14 protein-coding genes are annotated in these 17,880 nt (G+C 66.6%); 7 read left to right on the top strand and 7 right to left on the bottom strand.

The genetic code is table 11. From position 1 onward, the window contains the following. Positions 1–8 precede the first annotated feature (8 nt). Positions 9–749 (top strand): DNA alkylation repair protein, encoded by a 741-nt coding sequence (locus AB0C34_RS16750; protein WP_357072922.1) that lies wholly within the window; start codon positions 9–11, stop codon positions 747–749. A gap of 52 nt (positions 750–801) precedes the next feature. Here the strand turns inward: AB0C34_RS16750 and AB0C34_RS16745 are convergent, their stop codons facing one another. Next, positions 802–1,857 carry a ferredoxin--NADP reductase gene (locus AB0C34_RS16745; RefSeq protein WP_357072919.1) on the bottom strand — a complete coding sequence of 352 codons (1,056 nt, stop codon included), beginning with the start codon at positions 1,855–1,857 and terminating at the stop codon, positions 802–804. A 58-nt stretch (positions 1,858–1,915) separates the two neighbouring features. Then, positions 1,916–2,539 carry a mycofactocin system transcriptional regulator MftR2 gene (mftR2, locus tag AB0C34_RS16740; RefSeq protein ID WP_357072916.1) on the bottom strand — a complete coding sequence of 208 codons (624 nt, stop codon included), beginning with the start codon at positions 2,537–2,539 and terminating at the stop codon, positions 1,916–1,918. A gap of 354 nt (positions 2,540–2,893) precedes the next feature. Here mftR2 and mftA point away from each other — a divergent pair, with 354 nt between their 5' ends. The 5 genes from mftA (at position 2,894) to AB0C34_RS16715 (ending at position 9,981) form a co-directional block, all read left to right on the top strand. Then, positions 2,894–2,980: a mycofactocin precursor MftA gene (gene mftA / locus AB0C34_RS16735; protein WP_357073055.1), complete on the top strand. Its 87-nt coding sequence runs from the start codon at positions 2,894–2,896 to the stop codon at positions 2,978–2,980. Between the two features lie 17 nt (positions 2,981–2,997). Beyond that, the gene (gene mftC / locus AB0C34_RS16730) at positions 2,998–4,539 is read left to right on the top strand and encodes a mycofactocin radical SAM maturase (protein ID WP_357072913.1); all 1,542 of its coding nucleotides are present in this window, start codon (positions 2,998–3,000) and stop codon (positions 4,537–4,539) included. A 231-nt stretch (positions 4,540–4,770) separates the two neighbouring features. Then, positions 4,771–6,171 (top strand): mycofactocin biosynthesis glycosyltransferase MftF, encoded by a 1,401-nt coding sequence (gene mftF, locus AB0C34_RS16725; protein ID WP_357072910.1) that lies wholly within the window; start codon positions 4,771–4,773, stop codon positions 6,169–6,171. Positions 6,172–6,269: 98 nt separating this feature from the next. Continuing rightward, on the top strand, positions 6,270–7,727 hold the full coding sequence (gene mftG / locus AB0C34_RS16720; RefSeq protein ID WP_357072907.1) for a mycofactocin system GMC family oxidoreductase MftG: 1,458 nt from the start codon (positions 6,270–6,272) through the stop codon (positions 7,725–7,727). A gap of 439 nt (positions 7,728–8,166) precedes the next feature. Further along, a complete protein-coding gene (locus tag AB0C34_RS16715) occupies positions 8,167–9,981 on the top strand; it encodes an MbtH family NRPS accessory protein (protein WP_357072904.1) in 1,815 nt (604 codons plus the stop codon). Between the two features lie 72 nt (positions 9,982–10,053). Here the strand turns inward: AB0C34_RS16715 and AB0C34_RS16710 are convergent, their stop codons facing one another. From AB0C34_RS16710 to AB0C34_RS16690, 5 genes are all read right to left on the bottom strand, one after another. Next, positions 10,054–11,400, bottom strand: a complete 1,347-nt coding sequence (locus AB0C34_RS16710; protein WP_357072901.1) for a hypothetical protein — start codon at positions 11,398–11,400, stop codon at positions 10,054–10,056. A 335-nt stretch (positions 11,401–11,735) separates the two neighbouring features. Further along, a complete protein-coding gene (locus tag AB0C34_RS16705; RefSeq protein ID WP_357072898.1) occupies positions 11,736–11,975 on the bottom strand; it encodes a hypothetical protein in 240 nt (79 codons plus the stop codon). A 594-nt stretch (positions 11,976–12,569) separates the two neighbouring features. Continuing rightward, positions 12,570–13,442 (bottom strand): aldo/keto reductase, encoded by an 873-nt coding sequence (locus AB0C34_RS16700; RefSeq protein WP_357072895.1) that lies wholly within the window; start codon positions 13,440–13,442, stop codon positions 12,570–12,572. 192 nt (positions 13,443–13,634) lie between these two features. Continuing rightward, a complete protein-coding gene (locus AB0C34_RS16695; RefSeq protein WP_357072892.1) occupies positions 13,635–14,885 on the bottom strand; it encodes a TetR family transcriptional regulator in 1,251 nt (416 codons plus the stop codon). A 506-nt stretch (positions 14,886–15,391) separates the two neighbouring features. Further along, on the bottom strand, positions 15,392–16,648 hold the full coding sequence (locus AB0C34_RS16690; RefSeq protein ID WP_357072889.1) for a TetR family transcriptional regulator: 1,257 nt from the start codon (positions 16,646–16,648) through the stop codon (positions 15,392–15,394). 316 nt (positions 16,649–16,964) lie between these two features. Between AB0C34_RS16690 and AB0C34_RS16685 the strand changes: the two genes are divergently transcribed. Beyond that, positions 16,965–17,837 (top strand): glycosyltransferase family 2 protein, encoded by an 873-nt coding sequence (locus AB0C34_RS16685; protein ID WP_357072886.1) that lies wholly within the window; start codon positions 16,965–16,967, stop codon positions 17,835–17,837. The last annotated feature ends 43 nt before the right edge of the window (positions 17,838–17,880 follow it).

Below are 17,880 nucleotides of genomic sequence, written 5' to 3'. Positions count from 1 at the left end.
TTCGTTCGATGACCGACGTCGCGCCGACTGTCGCCCAGGTCGAGGCGGCGCTGCGCGCACTCGCCAACCCTGCCGACGCGATCGGTTCACAGCGGTTCTTCAAGACCGGTCCCGGTGAGTACGGCGAGGGGGACGTGTTCATCGGAGTCCGGGTGCCCGCAATCCGGGGTGTCGCGAAACGCTTCGCGGCACTCCCGCTCGATCAGATCGACCACCTGCTCGACAGCGCCGTGCACGAAGACCGGTTCACCGGGTTGGTCATCCTGAACGCCAAGTTCGCCGCGGCGTCCAAGCCGCGCACCTTCGACGACATAGCCCGCGCGGCGATGGTCCAACTGTATCTGGCAGCGGTGCGTCGTGGCCGGGTGAACAACTGGGATCTGGTCGACGTCTCGGCGGAGAACATCATCGGCCCGTGGCTACTGGACAAATCGCGCGAGCTGCTTTTCGACCTGGCCCAGGCGGATTCGCTGTGGGAGCGGCGGGTGGCCCTGTTGTCGACGTTCGCGTTCATCAAGGCGGGTGACGCCTCGACCACGTTCGCGCTGGCCGAACTGTTACTCGGCGACCGGCGTGATCTGATTCAGAAGGCACTGGGCTGGATGCTGCGCGAAGTCGGCAAGCGCATCGATGCGTCGCTGCTGACCGGCTTCCTCGACCAGCATGCCGCGGCGATGGGCCGCACCGCGTTGAGTTACGCGACCGAACATCTGGAGCAGTCGGTTCGCGCCGAGTATCGCGCGCGCTGAGCATCGGCAACGCGGCAACGCTCGTCCGGCCGAGCGGTCGCGTCGCGCCCGATCAGAACTGGATCTTCAGGTGATCGGTCACCGGATGCGCCTGGCATCCGAGGATGTAGCCGTTCTCGATATCCTCCGGATCCAGGATCTCGGCATTGTCCATCTCGACTTTGCCCTCCAGCACCGTGCACGCGCAGGAGCCGCACTCGCCCTCCTGGCAGGAGTAGGGCACGTCCAATCCCTTGGCCAGCATGATGTCCACCAGGGTCTGCTTGCGCGGCCATGTCAGCTCGTGCACCTCGCCGTCGAGTTCGACCTCGACGGTCGCCGCGTCGGCGGCCTCCTCGTCGGATATTGCGACCGGCGCCTGGTCGGCGAACGGGTCGCCGGCAAGAGAATTGAAGATTTCGGCATGGGTGCGCGACCGGGGTATGCCCACCTGTTGCAGCGCGTCGTGCACGCGGTCCATGAACGGCTTCGGCCCGCACAGGAACGCCTCGTAGGTCTGGTAGGGCGAGACCAGGGTGGCCAGTGCGTCCGCTGTCGGCAGTCCCTGCAGGTACTCCAGCCAGTGGATCACCGTGAGCCGCTGCGGGTGCTTCTCCGCGAGTTCACGTAGTTCACCCGCGAAGATCACCGACTCGTGGTCGCGGTTGGCGTACACGAGCACGATGCGGCCGTTGCCCCGCGCGAGCGCCGACTTCAGAATCGACATGACTGGTGTGATGCCGCTGCCCGCTCCGAACAGCAGCAGATCCTCGTCCAGGTCCTTGGGTGTGAAGGTGCCGGAGGGCGGCAGCACTTCGAGCTGGTCGCCCGCTGTGACGTTGTCGCACACCCAGTTCGACCCGTAGCCGCCCTCGGTCCGTTTGACGGTGACCTTGGGCCGATCGTCGGTGTGCGGCGAGCTGGCCAGCGAATAGCATCGCGCGACCGAACCGGTTCGGTCGCTGGGAATCCGCAGTGTGAGGAATTGGCCGGGTTGATAGCGGAATTTCTCGGCCTGCTCGGCGGGGATGTCGAAGACCAGCGAACAGGTGTCGGCCGTCTCGGTGATGACGGCGGATACTCGCAGCACGACCGAGCGCGAGCCGTGCGGAACCTCGACAGTGGTCACGTCATCCTCTCGAAACCGGCATGGCCGCCCCGGGCCAAATCTAGAACGTGTTTCAGTTTCATCGTACGTCGGTCTTCGCCTGCCGGACAAGCTGGGCCTCGAGGCCCGCGATCAGCACGTCCATGCCGAAGTCATACGAATATCGCCCGCGCAGGTCGGCGATGTACCGGGTGGCCCGCCCGACCACGTCGGGCAGTGTCACGTCGGCGGGTGCGGAGCGGTCTCTCGGATTCACCCGGCTGCGACCGAACAGGTAGGTGTGGATGGTCGCGTAGGCGGCGAGTACGTTGCGGTCGTCGAAGCCCGCGTCGGCCAGGATATCCATCACCGCGGCGATCAGGTCCAACTGTTTGCCGAGCATCTGCTCGATCAGGATGTCGCCGAGGCCCGGGTGCTTGCGGAGTTTCTCGTCGATCTGGTCGACGAGGGCGCGTAGCCGCTGCTGCCATGGCGCGGATTCGGGTGGTGGCGTGCGAACTCCGGTCAGGGCCGCGGTCGCGACAAGGTCGAGCAGTTCGCGCTTGTCGGCGACGTAGTAGTAGGGGGCCATGGGGGAGACGCCGAGTTCGCGGGACAGGCGCCGCATGGAAAGTTTTTCCACACCGTCCTGCCGGACCACCCGCAACGCGGCCTCGACGATCTCGGACTCCGACAGTGTGTTGCCGCCCCCGTTCGCCTGCATTCGTCCGACTCCCATGCCACCTCTAACACTGTGGGCGTGCCTCGCCCGTCACGTTCCGTTCAGCTGCGTTCCATCCGAAGTCTAGAGCGCTGCGCCGCAGGCGGGGCGCCGTGCGTTGGTCTCCGCACGCGGAAGGATCACCCGGCCGCCTCATTATCGCGACCGGCGGAATTCATGCGGTCGCCGTCCCGTCGGGTAAAACATGTTCCATTTTGTCAGCTGATGACGTTATCGTGGGACCGCGGCCGCATCGGGTAGTCGCGCACACGGATCGTCCTCGCGGAGGTAGACATGCCGGAAAACGGATCTATCGGACATGCCGATGTCGACATCACCGGACCGGTGGAGCCCGCCATCGCGCAGTCGCCCGAGGCGGCGCCGCTGGTCGAGGAGACCCTCATCGAAGAGGTGTCCATCGACGGTATGTGCGGCGTCTACTAGCCGGACGGGTGACGACGATGCTCGATCTCGATGCCCGCTGGCAGTTGCATCCCCGGGTGGCGCTGCGTCCGGAGTCGTTCGGCGCGCTGCTGTACCACTTCGGCACGCGCAAACTTTCGTTCCTGAAGAGTCCGCGGATCGTGCGGATCGTGCGGTCGCTGCCGGAGCACGCTTCGGCCCGCAATGCCCTGCGCGCGGCGGGAGTGCCCGACGGCGGCCTCGCGCCGTACGTCACCGCGCTGACTCAGTTGGTCGATGCGGACATGATCGTCGGTGCGCCGGCGTCACCGGCGACCGTGAGCGCGGCTCCATCACCTCCGATGGTGGGGGAGGTCCTGTCATCGCAGGGGGCGGTGCGCTTGGTGGACCGCTTCGAATCCGGTCTGGCCGCGCCGATCTGCCTCACCTGGGAGCTCACCTACGCGTGCAATCTGTCCTGTGTGCACTGCCTGTCCTCGTCTGGTCGCCGGGATCCGCGCGAACTGAGCACCGAGCAGTGCAAGGCGCTGATCGATGAGTTCGAGCGAATGCGGGTGTTCTATGTGAACATCGGCGGCGGCGAACCCACGGTGCGTCCGGACTTCTGGGAACTGGTCGAGTACGCGACCGCTCACCACGTGGGCGTGAAGTTCTCCACCAACGGTGTCCGGATCACGCCCGAGGTCGCGGTTCGCCTCGCGGCCGCCGACTACGTCGACGTGCAGGTGTCGCTGGACGGGGCCGACGCCGCGGTCAACGATGCCGTGCGCGGACCGGGCTCCTACGAGATGGCCGTCCGTGCGCTGGAAAACCTTGCGACGGCGGGCTTCCGGGACGCCAAGCTGTCGGTGGTGGCGACCAGGCACAATATCGGTCAGCTCGACGAGTTCCGCGCGATCGCCGAGCGATATGGCGCCACCTTGCGTTTGACGAGGCTGCGTCCGTCGGGGCGAGGCGCCGACGTATGGGACGAACTGCATCCGACTCCTGACCAGCAGCGCGTGCTCTACGACTGGCTTCTGCGCAATGGTGAGGGCGTGCTCACCGGCGACTCGTTCTTCCACCTGTCCGCGTTCGGGCAGGCGCTGCCCGGACTGAATATGTGTGGCGCGGGTCGTGTGGTTTGTTTGGTCGACCCGGTTGGTGACGTGTACGCTTGCCCGTTCGCCATCCACGATCGGTTCCATGCCGGAAATGTGGTGGCGGACGGTGGGTTCGATGCCGTGTGGCGGACCTCGGAGTTGTTCGCCCAGCTCCGGGCGCCCAGCGGCGGCGGAGCGTGTGCGTCGTGCAGCCACTACGACGCCTGTCGAGGCGGGTGCATGGCTGCGAAGTTCTTCACTGGTCTCCCCGCTGACGGGCCCGATCCGGAGTGTGTGCGGGGTTACGGCGAGGCGGCGCTCGCGGATGCCGGGCGGATGATTCCGCGTTCGTCGGTCGATCACTCCCGTCGGTCGCCGGCGCGGGGTGATGCACGCGGGGCCGGGCCCATCCCGTTGACGTTGAGCGCGACGCGCCCGGCCGCGTATTCGCCTGAGCGCCGACCCTTCCGGGCCTGCGACGAGAGTCCGCTGACGTGAGGCCGGCGCGTTAGCTGAAAGTGTGCTGACTGTTGAGAACTGACCGTTGTTCGGTCTACGACCGGCCGATTGCTCGTTCGTTGCCGGATGCTGGAACGGGATCACCAAAGCGGTGTCGGCGCCGGGTGAGTCGTGCATCGCCGTCGGTGGCGTGGCCGTTTCGGCCGGAATTCCTTCGCATTTTCCGGACTGTTGATGCTTGCGCGTGAAACTCCGCATAGCATGCCAGGAATGCGCCATGATCGCCTGCCCGATGGATTCGGGGTGCGGATCGATCCTCGGGTGCGCGCATACTCCGGTGGTCGGGTCCTGATCGGTGGTTCGCCGGCCCGGTTGCTGCGACTTGCCCCGGAGGCTGCCGAGATGATCGGCGACGGGTACCTCGAGGTGAACGGTCCGAAGTCCGCCGTCGTTGCCAGGCGGCTGCTCGACTCCGGCGTGGCCAATCCCCGTCCGCGGCTGCTGCCCTCACCGGACGATGTCACCGTCATCGTGCCGCTGCACAACAATGCCGAAGGACTGGCCAGGTTGCTCGCCGCACTGCGCGGTCACAATGTCATCGTGGTCGACGATGGATCAGACCAACCGGTCCGCATTCCGCGCAACCGTGGCACGCGATGCCGGGTGACCGTGCTGCGGCACGATCGCAAGCAGGGGCCCGCCGCCGCCCGGAATGCCGGATTACGGGCGGCGACAACCGACTTCGTCGCATTTCTCGACTCCGACGTGGTGCCGCGCAGCGGCTGGCTCGAGGTGATGCTGGGCCACTTCAGCGACCCTGAGGTGGCGCTGGTCGCGCCGCGGATCGTCGCGCTGGACCCGGAGTCCAACGCCCTGGCACGCTACGAGCACACCCGCTCCTCGCTCGATCTCGGCAGGCGCGAGGCGGCCGTGCAGTCGACAGGGCTGGTGTCCTATGTGCCGAGCGCGGCATTGCTGGTGCGCCGCAGGGCGCTGTTGGCCCAGGGCGGCTTCGACGAGTCGATGCGCGTCGCCGAGGACGTCGATCTGTGCTGGCGGCTGGAGCGTGCGGGCTGTCGGCTGCGCTATGAACCCGCCGCGCACGTGGCGCACGATCACCGGGTTTCCTTCCTCGCCTGGTTCGGCCGAAAGTTGTTCTACGGCACCGGTGCCGCCGCACTGGCCGAACGGCACGCAGGAATGGTCTCGCCGCTGTCGGTGCCGTTCTGGACGGTGCTCGCCGCGCTGTTGTTCGCCACATTGACGAAGTGGGGGTTGTTCGGTGGGGTCGTCACCCTGATCACCGCGTTGATTCGACTCCGGCGGGTTTTCGCCGAGTTGGACAACCCGACCCGGATCGCTGCGATCTACCTGTCTCGTGGCTTCTTCGCCGGGATATGGCGGCTGGCTTCAGCCATGTGCCGCCATTATTGGCCGGTGACGCTGCTCGCCGTGCTCGCGTCCCGGCGCATTCGGCGCATCGCGTTGACCATGGCCGTCGCCGACGGTCTCGCCGACTGGTTCACCCACCGCGACGCCGGTGGTCTCGATCCGGTGCGCTACCTCGCCTACAAACGACTCGACGACATCGCCTACGGCACCGGACTATGGCTCGGCGCGTTCCGCGCGCGCAGCGCGGAAGCGCTGAAACCCAACACGCCGGCCCGCTGACCGTCACCCGCGCCGATGACCAGAATTCCGCCTGCCGCTCCGCATCGTCGCCGCACGGCGCCGTGTGTGGCCGCGAGACGCTGAACGGGTGGGTTCAAATGACCGACACACTCATCGTCGGAGGCGGCACCGCCGGGTGTGTTCTGGCGGCGCGGCTGAGCGAAGACCCCGCCCACCAGGTGCGGCTACTGGAGGCGGGTCCGCTGTGGACCACTCCCGGCGCCATCCCCGCCGAACTGCTCGACCCGACCGCCATGCCGATCGGTCCGGAATCGCCGTGGCTGTGGCGATACGACGTCGCGCTGGCCGCCGATCCGCCCGTGGCCGCACGCATCGTGCGCGGCCGGGTGATCGGCGGCTCGGGGTCGATCAACGGCGGCTACTTCGTCCGGGCCACCGCGGCGGATTTCGCCGCATGGGCAGGCAAACTCGGCACCTCGTCGGCTTGGTCGTTGGACGCCGTGCTGCCGATGTTCCGCCGCACCGAACGCGATCTGGACTTCGGCGACCAACCATGGCACGGCTGTTCCGGTCCGATTCCGGTGCGCCGCACGACGAATCCGGCCCCGATCAGCGCGGCGTTCACCGCGGCGTGTCTGGCTACCGGATTCCCCGAGGTACCTGATCTCAACGCGCCGATGGATGCCGACGGTGTCGGCGCGGTCCCGTGCAATATCGACGAGAACGGGCGGATCGGTTCGGCGCTCGGCTATCTGTTGCCCGCGCTGGCCCGGCCCAACCTGACTGTCAGCGGGGAATCGTATGGCACCCGTCTCCGTTTCGACCGGTCGCGGGCGATCGGTGTGGACTGCCTGCGCGCGGGACGGATCCACACCGAATGGGCAGACCGTATCGTGCTCAGCGCTGGTGCGATCGAATCGGCCGCGCTGCTGTTGCGCTCCGGCATCGGCACCCCCGAACAACTTCGCGCACTCGGTATTCCAATCGTGTATGCGGCCGACGTCGGCGCCGGATTCAGTGATCATCCTGAGATCGGGATCGACTATCTGGTCGAGACCGGCGATCAGGCCACTGTCCCGGTGGAATCCGTGCTCGAGCTGGACGACGTAGAAATTCGCCCCTACACCGTGTCCTTCACGCCCGGGATACACCGCCTCGGCGTCGCGCTGATGCGCCCGCACTCGTCGGGTGTGCTCCGGCTGCGCTCGACCGATCCCACGATCGCTCCGCTGATCGAGCACCGATACCTAGCAGCGGAATCCGACCGAACTCGGCTGCGGGCCGCGGTCGTGATCGCCACCGAACTGCTGAAGCGGATGAACGCGCACCAGATCATCGAGCCGATTCCGGCGCGCTCGGATCTCGCCGCCGCCTGGCTGCGCGGGAATCTGGCCACCTCGCAACACCTGTCCGGAACGTGTCGAATGGGACGGGAAGACGATGAAGCCGCAGTGGTCGACGAGTCGTGTCGAGTGCGCGGCGTGACCGGACTGTTCATTGTGGATCTGTCCATCGTGCCCGTGCCGCTGAGCCGTGGTCCACAGGCCACGACGATGATGATCGCGGAGCAGGCGGCCGGGTACCTCACCTCGTGAAGTGGCGGGCGATGATCGTGTCTCGCCTCGACTCGCTGGCTTGCTCGGCCGCGGCGGGCCGCCGCGGCAAAATTTTTAGAGGAAATAGTTTCTTTTTATTAAGGAAGCGCCTAGCATTCGCACTGCACGCGGACCACGTTCGCGTGATGTTGCTGACCTAGCCGCGGCGCCTACTCCACGGCAGTGACGTTGGAGGAACGATCAAACGCTAGGCATACCGTCCGCGGGCGCGATGCTCGCCACGGCGGTGACCTCGGGTCACCGATTTCACCCGAATCTGTCGGATTCCGCGCGAGTGCGGTGAACACCGCTCGCGCCTTCGCCGAATCGCACGTGGTAGTTCGCCATGCGCCCGAGCCGACCAGTCCCGCGGTAGCGGTGTGTTCGTGCTACCCGAGGCGCTCGGCCTGAGTGATTTTGCCGAACGTAGGAGGCTGTGGTGCACCGTACCGAGTTGGGTGGGCTCAGCACGCTGCTGCCCGCCCGCTGGGGCGCGTATCGTGCTGTCGCCGATCCGCGGCACGGGCTCGACGAGTTCGACCGCACGGCAGCGCATTTCCTGCCATCGATGTCGGCGGCCTTCCGCGCCGACCGAACCACCGTGTGCCGGACCGCCTTGCGCTCGGTGTTCGCCTCTCTCGCGGGCCCGCCCGCCGCGCTCGCCCAGCGTCTGCGGGTGCTGCCCAGCTCTCGCTCGCACACTGTGTATGGTCCGACCAAGGCGGCCCACAACGTCGCCTTTCACGAAGCGAGCCGCACCGATGCTCTCTCGGCGTCGACCGGCGCCTCGGAGTTCCCCATCCGGCCCTGTGTGCTCGATTCGCGGCTGTGGCCGGTATCGGTCGAGGTTCCGGGCGAGCTGTATCTGTCGGGGGTACAGCTCGCCCGAGGCTCCGCCGCACGCTTCTGGTCGCCAGCGGCGTTGATCGGGACCGACTTGTTCGGTGCGGATGGTCGCTCGGTGGGGGACCGGACGCACCGCACTCGCCACCCGGCGCGCCGAAGGGCACATCGTGGGCACGAATACATCAGGAGCGCCGACTTCCCGATCCGGCTGGGCGGCCGGCGGATCGAGCGAGCCGAGATCGAGGCCGTCCGCGCAACGGTCGACTCGGTGGCCCGCGACGTGGTCGTGCCGCGATGTGACGACGCGGGGGACGGCGAGCAGTTGGGCGCCGAGGTGCTCGACCACAGGCGGATCGAACTGGGCCATTACTTCTGCACACTCGACGGCAATGGATCGGTGGCGACCCAGATCGCCCACCGACCCGATGCCGGGCTGAACTGCCCCCTCGGAGTCCGCGAGTTGCGCACCGCTACCACGGTGGGCGCACTCGCTGAACTCGGCGAGCGGGTAGGTGGATCCGGCGGCGCGTCCCTGGTCGCGCAGCTGCGGGCGCGGCCAAGGCCGCCGCTGGTTCCACTTTCTCCTGCGCAGCAGCACAGGCGGTTCCGTAGCCGGTTCGAGCGCACCAGCGCGAGTGACGACATACTCGCGGAGATCGCGTCGGACAAGGAGTTCCCGCGCGTGCTTGCCCGCGCAGCGATGACCGTCCATCGGGCGCGACTCGGCGTCGACGATGCCGAGGCAATCGTTGTCGAACTGCCCGAACTGTCGGTAGCCACCAGTACCCTGGACACCGGAGTGCCCAAGTTCGATCTCCAGCTCACGGTCGCCCGGAACCACGCGGCCACCGAGCATCGCACGGTCACCACGAGCTCTGCCGGTGCCGGACTCGGGGAAGGTCCGGCACCGGCGGGGATCCCGGCACAGCCGACCCACACCACAGATCTGCTCGACGAGTCGGCTATCGCGGACCAGCCGCGCGGTCCGACCCGTGTCGTCGACGCGATCACCGGGGACCGCGATACGGCGGTACTCGATCTGTGCCCACCGGTCGGTGGCGAGAGAGACAGCAGCACGAAACGTTGCGCGCAGGGCGACCGATCTGGAAGGCACCGCCTGCACGCCGCTGGTGGAGCCGGTCGCTGTTGGATCCTCGGAACTTTGATCCGACTCGGAAGAAGAAACAGAATGAACAACCCCTTCGACGACGACGCCGCCAAGTTCTACGTCCTCATCAACGCGGAGGGCGAACACTCTCTGTGGCCGGTGTTCGTGGCCGTCCCGGATGGCTGGACCATCGCCTTCGGCGCCGCCCACCGCAAGTCCTGTCTGCGGTATGCGCAAACCCACTGGGTGGACCCGCGCCCCGTGTCGCTCATCGAGACAACGCCCGACGAAGCGAACTGACCGAAACCACCTGAATGCGCGGGCGCGCCGGTCAGATCCCCCTGCCTGTCGGCGCGCCCCGCCCCATTCGGGTCACACCGTGGCACCGGCCGATTCGATCACCGTGTGCGCTTGCTGGCGCCACTCCGCGACGGCTTTGGTGCGCAGGCCCCCGAGTGCCGAGTCGAACTGCTTGGCGCGCTTGATGACCGTCAGGCCGACGTAGGTGCGTGAGTTCGTGATCGCCTTGGTCGCGATCGAACATGCCTCGTCGACCTCCCCGGCGGCCAGCAGTGCCGTGGCGTGCTCGAAGCGGACCAGGGCAGGTTCCATCGTCTCCGACGGGTCGTACAGTGCGATCGCGCGCGTGGCCGCCTCGGCGGTCTCCTCGGCCCGGCCGAGGCGGGAATAACCGATCGCCTGATAGAAGGCGAGCTTCTCCGGGCGAAAGGAAAAAATGCCGACCGGAAGGTCCTCTGGTCCGACGTTTTCCAATGCGGTGGCGGATCGTGCGATACAGCGCCCGAACTCGCTCGCCTGGCCGAGGCTGGCGTGCGCGCGTGCCGCCATTCCCCACAGCCAGGCGGCAGCTGGGCCGTAGGCCGGATTTTCGGCAAGGCGGCCGTCCAGCAGTTGCAACACTTCCTTCGGTTTATCGCTATAAGTCGGCAGATAGGCGAGACCGGCCAGAGCGATGTCTTCCGAGAAGCGGTCTCCGATGTCCTGAGCGGCATGGATCGCGGTGGCGTACCACATCCGCGCCGAGCCGAAATATCCTTCGTTGAACAAGATCTCGCTGACGACATTGGCCAGCCTGCCGGCCGTGCGGACCAGCCGTACCTGCTGGTGGGTGGCCTGCCGTTCGCCGAGGCAGCCACGGACCATGCGAAACTGTTCGAGGCCGGCCTGGAGCAATTCGTGTGGCGGCACCTGAACCACCCGTGTGCCGAGTACCTCGGCCGACTGTTCCAGAAATCCGAGCCGTCGTTCGCTGATCGTTCCCGCGTCCAGGGCGGCCAGCATCTTCTCCGGTTCGCTCGCCACCAGGTCGACCGCCTGGCCAGCCAGGCCCGCGCCGAGACAGGCCAGTAGTTCTCGCCTTCTCACATCGTCATCCTCGACTTCCTTGTCGAGCCCGATTTCCCTACCGAGCTGGATGTACGTATCGGACGCCGAATCGGCGCTGTCGCCGTCGACGGTCGACTTTCGGCCCGCGGCGATGGCCCGCTCGAATCGCGCGCGGACGACTGAATCGGTATCCGATACAACTCTGTCCAGCAGACGTCGGCTTGCGGCGTGCATCCGGGTTGTCCGGCCGTTCTCCCACAGGATCACGGTGCGCGGGGTGACACCCACCAGACGCGCGAATTCATACCGGCTTCGCTTCATTGCCGTGCGGAGCGCTTCTACGGCTTCGCCCGTCCAGTCGACGTCAACCATAGAGCTCGCTTCTCCGCATAAAACCGATACAACCGGAAAGTACTCGTAATTACCACATTCGGGACTGTTATCCACTGAATCGCAACGCGCACTGTTGATTAGCACCCGGCACCGGGGTCTGCCCAAACCTTGTCGAAGGCGCCCGCTCGCCGGGATCTGCCGCGCGGTCCCGACACGGTCGGATCGATTCGGGTCGAGCGCGGTTCCGGTAGCGCCTTCTCGGTGCCGGGTGCACTGCTCTAGTGGAGGTGAAAGATGAAGGTGTTGCCCTCGGATATCCGGGATTTGTGGCTGGTGTACAGCCGCGATTGCGCCCAGGAACCGCTCGGTCTCAGCTATGCGCGCGCCCGGTTCATCTGCACCGTCCACGGTGGGCACGGCGCGAACTGCCGCCAGTACTCAGCCGCTTCGGCGTACTGCGTACGGTCGGCGCGCGACAGCTGAGCGGGCGTGGACTCGATGCTGACCGTGCTCAGCTGGTGTGTTCTGTTGGTATCGGCGATCGCCGCCGTCGGCTTCTGGTTACCGAGCTGCGCCGCCGAGGACCCGCACCGCGCGCCTGATCGACCGTTCACCGTCGAGCAGGCACATCAGGTGATGCAGGGACATCGTTCCTGCCGCGCGGACGCCTGTCCACGCAAGCGGGCGGCGTTCTGTACTTTGGTCGCGACTGGACGAGTCGTGCCCGATAACCGGGCCGATGGTTATTCGCGTTGATCAGGCGGCGATCGGTCGAGTTGCGTTACCGCATCACCGGCTCTCGTCGAAGAACGCAACGGCTCGGTCGCCGGCGGGCTGCTGGGCGATCGCCGCCGACGGGACGGACTTTCGCGCGTGGGAAAGCTTGCCGGGTTTGAGAATTCCGTACGGGGCGTAGATGCGGCCGGCTCGGGATGTCGAGTGCGAGCACCTGGTCGCGCGTGCCGCGGCGGGTCCACACCGCCCGCTCGCGGCCTCGATCAGGTTGCGGGTTCGCTGCGACGCGCAGGCGGTTGGTCAGCGCAAGTTGCGTTGCGCGCTTACGCGGGTCGAGTTCGGCGGGAATCGCGCGCGTGACATATCGGCGGCGACATTCCTCACCACTCACGGCGCAGGGACACCCGTCGGTACGGGATGCCCCTGCGCCTTACGTGCGTTGTCCGAAAGCTCGGTAGCCGGCTGTGCGCTGATCAGGTCGCGGCCGACAGTGCGTCGAACTCCGTGTCGGTCAGCGTGATTCGCGCGGCGGCGACGTTCTCCTCGACGTGCGCGACGCTGGAGGTGCCCGGGATCGGCAGCATGACGGGCGAACGGCGCAGCAGCCAGGCGAGCGCGACCTGTGCCGGCGAAGCGTCGTGCGCGGTGGCGATCGCGTCGAGTCGGCCGCCCGGTTTGGCGAGCTCGCCGGTCGCGATGGGGAACCACGGGATGAAGGCGATGTTCTCCTGCTCGGCGTAGTCCAGCACATCCTCGTCGGTCCGGTTGACCAGGTTGTACAGATTTTGTACCGACACGATGGTGGCGATGTCGCGCGCCTGGCGCAGCTGCTCCACGGTTACCTGCGAGAGGCCGATGTGGCGGATCTTGCCTTCTTGCTGGAGCAGGACGAGTTCCCCGAGCTGATCGGCCAACGGCACTCGGGGATCGATGCGGTGCAATTGGTAGAGGTCGATCTGGTCGACGCCGAGGTGGCGGAGGCTGAGCAGGGCCTGCTGGCGTAGATATTCGGGCCGGCCGAGCGGCCGCCAGTCGTCCGGGCCGCCCCTGGCAAACCCACCCTTGGTGGCGATCACCAGGTCGTCGGGGTACGGGTGTAGGGCTTTGCGGACCAACTGTTCGGCGACGATCGGTCCGTACGAGTCGGCGGTGTCGATGAAGTTCACCCCGAGCTCGACGGCTCGGCGCAAGACCCGCACCGCGGCATCGGGATCCTTTGGATCGCCCCAGACACCGGGGCCGGTCAGTTGCATCGTGCCATAGCCGAGCCGATGCACCGGAAGATCGCCGTTGAGGGCGAAGGTTCCGGAGGCTTCTGCGAGGTGGGCGTGCAGGTTTGTGCTCATGGAATCGGTTCCTTCCCACGTGACGGAACTGCGCGAATGCGGGTGAGCTGCACGCCCGCGTAAGCACATCACCGCGGCGCGGAACGCCGGCTCTCTCTCAGCAACATCGTGGCCGTGATGTGGATTCCCGATGTCGGACTCGTCGGTCCTCGGCGGAACCCTCCACGTGGTGGCATCGGCGGATGGCCGCGCTCACCGCAGCGGGTCCGCCGCGCGGCCGAACAGCACCACCTGCATCAGGTGGATGACCCGTATCTGCGAGCACACCGGATCGTCCGCGCCGAATCGCTGGCCCAGATCGACCACCAACGCCAGCGCCGCGTGCACCAGTAGCCGGGCTTGGATCGCTGACAGTTCGGAACGTACGCCGACCAGCAGCCTGGCCCACTCGTCGATGGTGAGTCGCTGGATGTTGCGGAGCACGGTGCGGTCGTCCGGTGGCACATTGCCGATCTCGGCGTAGTAGACGAAGGTCAGCTCGCGTTCGGCGAACGAACTCGTGACGTACAGCTCGATCAGCCTGGTCAGCGCCTGCTCGGGGGTGTCTGCGGCGGCGATGGCGGGCCCGATGGCGGCCGACACCCGATCCGCCGCCCGACGAAACGCGGCAGCGAGGATATCGCCCTTGCTGCGGTAGAACCGATATACCGCCGAGGACGCGGGCAGTCCCGCGGCGGTGGCGATGTCCTCCACGCTGACATTCGGATAACCGCGCTGATGGAACAGTTCGACCGCACGGACGAGCAGCAACTCGTGTTTGAAGGTCAGCGGAATCTCGGTCACCGCGAGGGCGGCGGTGTCGCCGGGCGGGGGCAACGCACAGTGGGCGACCGCGTGACAGGCGGCGCCGAGCAGAGCGGCGAGCGCGCGTACCGGTATCGACACATGATGATCGCCGATGCTGCTCAGGACGCTCAGCAGTGCGGCGGCGAGGACAGCGCGGTCACCGGTGCTCCGCGTGGGCTCGGTCTCGGCGAGCAGCGACATGAGCACCGCGTTCACGGTCGACAGCTGGGCGGCCAGGACGGCCGCGTCGGCGTCCGCGAGGTAACGCCGCTGCCAGCGCAGCACCGCGGCGCTGCGCCGATTGGTGATCGAGCCGGCGATCAGGGCATCGAGCACCTGCTCGAGCCTGCGCTCGGCGGGCAGGTCGGCAGCGGCGTCCGGCAACCGGACCGCCCGTTCGCTGAGGCTACCCAGTCGCAGTGCCTCCGCGCGGAACAGAGCGTACTTGCTCGGATAGTGGCGGTAGAGCGCGGTGGAGGTGATGTCGAGCCGGGACGCGATGTCCTCCATGCTCACGCCGTGGTAGCCCAGCGCACCGAAAGCCTCCGCCGACACTGCCGCGATTTGGGCTCGTCGATTCCGCGGCCGTTTTCGGATCACCCGCGGCGGTTTCGCGCCATCCGCCTTGTCCACAACACGGCTTTCCTGGACGCCCATGCCGCGATGGTAGTCCAACCAGCTGTCGGGGAAAGCCGCCTTTCCCGAGGCCGATAGGAAATCGAATGACCGATCACCAACGGATCCGGGGTATCGATGTTGTCTCCGACGAGAATCGTTGCTGCCGCGTCGTAATCGGTTGTGCGCAGAGCGGTCGTGGTGGATGGGTTGGCGCGTCGGCTGGTTCCGGATGAGTTGTGGGAGCTGGCGGAGCCGCTGGTGGCCGCGATCAGTCCACTTCCGTAGGGAGGTGGCGTCGCGGCGGTGGGTCGGCGGGCGGTGTTCATAGCGATGGTGTCTGCGCTGAGCGGTTAGACGGGTCGGATGCGGTCATCGACATGAGGGGCTGGGTCACACCGGCAACCAGCTGGCATGATCACGGAAGCCAGGGTTGACAACTCGTGGATCATCTCCTGTTTCGAGGACATTCTTGATGGATTTCACATTCGCCGTGAGCATCGCGCGACTCGGCATAACAGATTCACATCAGCGACCGGTGGTACTGGTCAGGCCCGCTCCTGCGGCGACTCGGGACCTCCGAAAAGGACCCGCCGCATGAGCAGCCGTACGCGGTCCTGCGCGGCTATCGGCTCGTTCCCAAAGGATCGGCCCAGATCGACCACCACCGCGAAGCCCGCGTGGATGAGGAACCTCGCCTCGGCAGGGGTGAGGGCGGGACGCACGTCGCGCAGCAGCCGGGCCCACTCTTCGACACTGAGCCGCTGGATGTTTCGCAGCATGGCGCGGTCCTCGGCCGGAACATGTTGGAATTCGGTGTAATACACGAAGGCCAGATCGCGCTCGGTAAACGATCCCGCGACGTATTGCGTGATCAATGTGGTGAGTGCGTCCGCGGAGTCGGTGGCCGCCGTGACCGCGGGGCCGATGGCGCCGGAGACCTGCTCCGCGGCGCGGCGGAACGCGGCGGTGAGGATATCGCTCTTGCCGCGGTAGAACCGGTACACCGCGGAGGCGGCCGACAGGCCGGCGGCCGCGGCGATATCCTCCACGCTGACGTTCGGATACCCGCGCTCGTGGAAGAGTTCCACCGCTTTGCGTAGCAGGAGTTCGTGTTTGAACGAACTCGGGATCTCCACCACGGTGACCGGCTCGACAGCGCGCTGCTCGGGCAGGTTCGTGTGCGCGATCGACCAAGCGGCCGAACGCAGGAGGCGGGCAATCGCTTTCACCGGAAGGTTGGCGTGGTGATCGGCGATGCTCGTGACCGTGCTGAGCAGTGCGGCGCGCAGTATCCGTTGATCGTCGTCGGTCAGATCCGGCCGCAGCGCCGACAAGTGAGTGCCCAGCGCGTCGAGAACCGCGGCCTGCTGCTCGTTGCGCGTAATCTGGTCCTCGGGGTCGAGGTATCTACCCTCCCAGCGCACCAGGGTGACGGTGGGGCGGTTCTCGATCGTCACCGCGACCAGTGCGTCGATCACATGCCGCAGTCGCTGCTCGGGCGGCCAGTCGGCTGCTTCCTCGGGCAACTCGATCGATTCGGTCATCGCCCGGCCGACTCGCAACAGTTCCTCCCGGAACAGCGCGTATTTACTCGGATAATGGCGGTAGAGCGCCGCGGAACTGACCCCAAGCCCGCCCGCGATGTCCTCCATACTCACGCCGTGATAACCGAGCGCGCCGAACGCGGCAGCCGACGCCGCCGCGATCTGGGCACGGCGATTTTTCGGCCTCCGCCGGATCTCCCCAGGTGCCGAGTCGCCGCTGCTCGCCTTCCGCGCCGTACGGCGATTGTCGACACTCATGACAAACATCGTAACTACCTGGTCGTATGCCGGTCGCGGAGTTGAGTGTCTCCGGTGGAGGATCTGTTATCCGGAGATGAACGGCGGCACTGCGCAACGGCCGCGATATGTCTTGTCTCGGAGTCGCTGCCGGTGACCGCCGCACGGAGGTGCTCTCGGCTGTCTGGGGAGGTGGACTGAACCGCTCACGCGATCGGAGCGGCCGGATACCTGTCGAAAGAATCGAATCGGCTGGTCAGGGCGGTCGAAGTGGCAGCGAAGTCGGTATTCGGGATCGGGGCGGCGTCGCGGCTTCGTACCTGCTAGGTTCGCGGGCATGCCCGCTCGTGATGAGAAGACTGTCGGTCTGGTCCTGGTGACCTACCAAAGCGCCGAGGATCTACCTCCGTTCTTGGCATCGCTACCGGCGGCAGTCGACCCGCTGTCGCTCGACGTGATCGGTGTCGACAACACCTCGACCGATCGCAGTGCCGATATCGTCGCCGAGTTCGGCGGGAAGGTCATTCGCAACAGCAAGAACGTGGGCTTGGCCGCCGCGATCAACCAAGGCGCGGCGGAGACGAATGCCGAGTGGATCCTGGTCGCCAACCCGGATACACACCTCGCACCTGGTTCGATAGCCGCGCTGGTGGAGACCGCTATGACCGACGAGACGATCGGCATGATCGGCCCGCAGGTGGCCCGACTGGATGGCTCGCCCTATCCGACCGGGCGTCGATTCCCATCGCTCGCAGTGGGAATCGCGCACGCGTTGCTCGGTGGTGTGTGGCCCACCAATCCCGCGACCCGCGCGTATTTCGGTGATTCCGTGGCCACGGTCAGCGACGTCGACTGGATCTCCGGCTGCTGCATGTTGTTCCGGCGCAGCGCGTTCGACGCCGTAGGCGGGTTCGACGCCCGGTACTTCCTCTACTTCGAGGAAACCAAGATGGCGCTCGATATGCACCGCGGCGGATGGCGGGTCGTGCTGGACCCCCGTGTCGAGATCCGTCACCGCGAGGGCGGCAGCATGCGATCGGCGCCGTTCCGCAAGATCCGGAGCCACCACCGCAGCGCCTTGCGGTTCTACTGCGACTATCACCAAGGCTCGCCGTGGCTGCTGTTCGCACCGCTGGTCGCGGTGGGGCTGATAGTGCGGGGCTCGGCGGCAGCCTTGCGGACCGCCATCGCACAACGCTTGCGGCGCTGAACGAATGGCGGTTGCCAACCGACGGTCACCACCTATTGCCGGT

This window comes from Nocardia sp. NPDC049220, from assembly GCF_040647855.1.
Taxonomy (GTDB): Bacteria; Actinomycetota; Actinomycetes; order Mycobacteriales; family Mycobacteriaceae; genus Nocardia.
Note: the sequence above shows the minus strand (reverse complement) of the source record. Positions and strands in the feature narration are given on the sequence as shown.

Bases quoted from the DNA above. Each gene is read 5' to 3' on its own strand.
- AB0C34_RS16750 (WP_357072922.1), top strand. From the start codon at position 9: ATGACCGACGTCGCGCCGACTGTCGCCCAGGTCGAGGCGGCGCTGCGC.
- mftR2 (WP_357072916.1), bottom strand. From the start codon at position 2,539: ATGCAGGCGAACGGGGGCGGCAACACACTGTCGGAGTCCGAGATCGTC.
- mftC (WP_357072913.1), top strand. From the start codon at position 2,998: ATGCTCGATCTCGATGCCCGCTGGCAGTTGCATCCCCGGGTGGCGCTG.
- mftF (WP_357072910.1), top strand. From the start codon at position 4,771: ATGCGCCATGATCGCCTGCCCGATGGATTCGGGGTGCGGATCGATCCT.
- mftG (WP_357072907.1), top strand. From the start codon at position 6,270: ATGACCGACACACTCATCGTCGGAGGCGGCACCGCCGGGTGTGTTCTG.
- AB0C34_RS16710 (WP_357072901.1), bottom strand. From the start codon at position 11,400: ATGGTTGACGTCGACTGGACGGGCGAAGCCGTAGAAGCGCTCCGCACG.
- AB0C34_RS16700 (WP_357072895.1), bottom strand. From the start codon at position 13,442: ATGAGCACAAACCTGCACGCCCACCTCGCAGAAGCCTCCGGAACCTTC.
- AB0C34_RS16695 (WP_357072892.1), bottom strand. From the start codon at position 14,885: ATGGGCGTCCAGGAAAGCCGTGTTGTGGACAAGGCGGATGGCGCGAAA.
- AB0C34_RS16690 (WP_357072889.1), bottom strand. From the start codon at position 16,648: ATGAGTGTCGACAATCGCCGTACGGCGCGGAAGGCGAGCAGCGGCGAC.
- AB0C34_RS16685 (WP_357072886.1), top strand. From the start codon at position 16,965: ATGCCCGCTCGTGATGAGAAGACTGTCGGTCTGGTCCTGGTGACCTAC.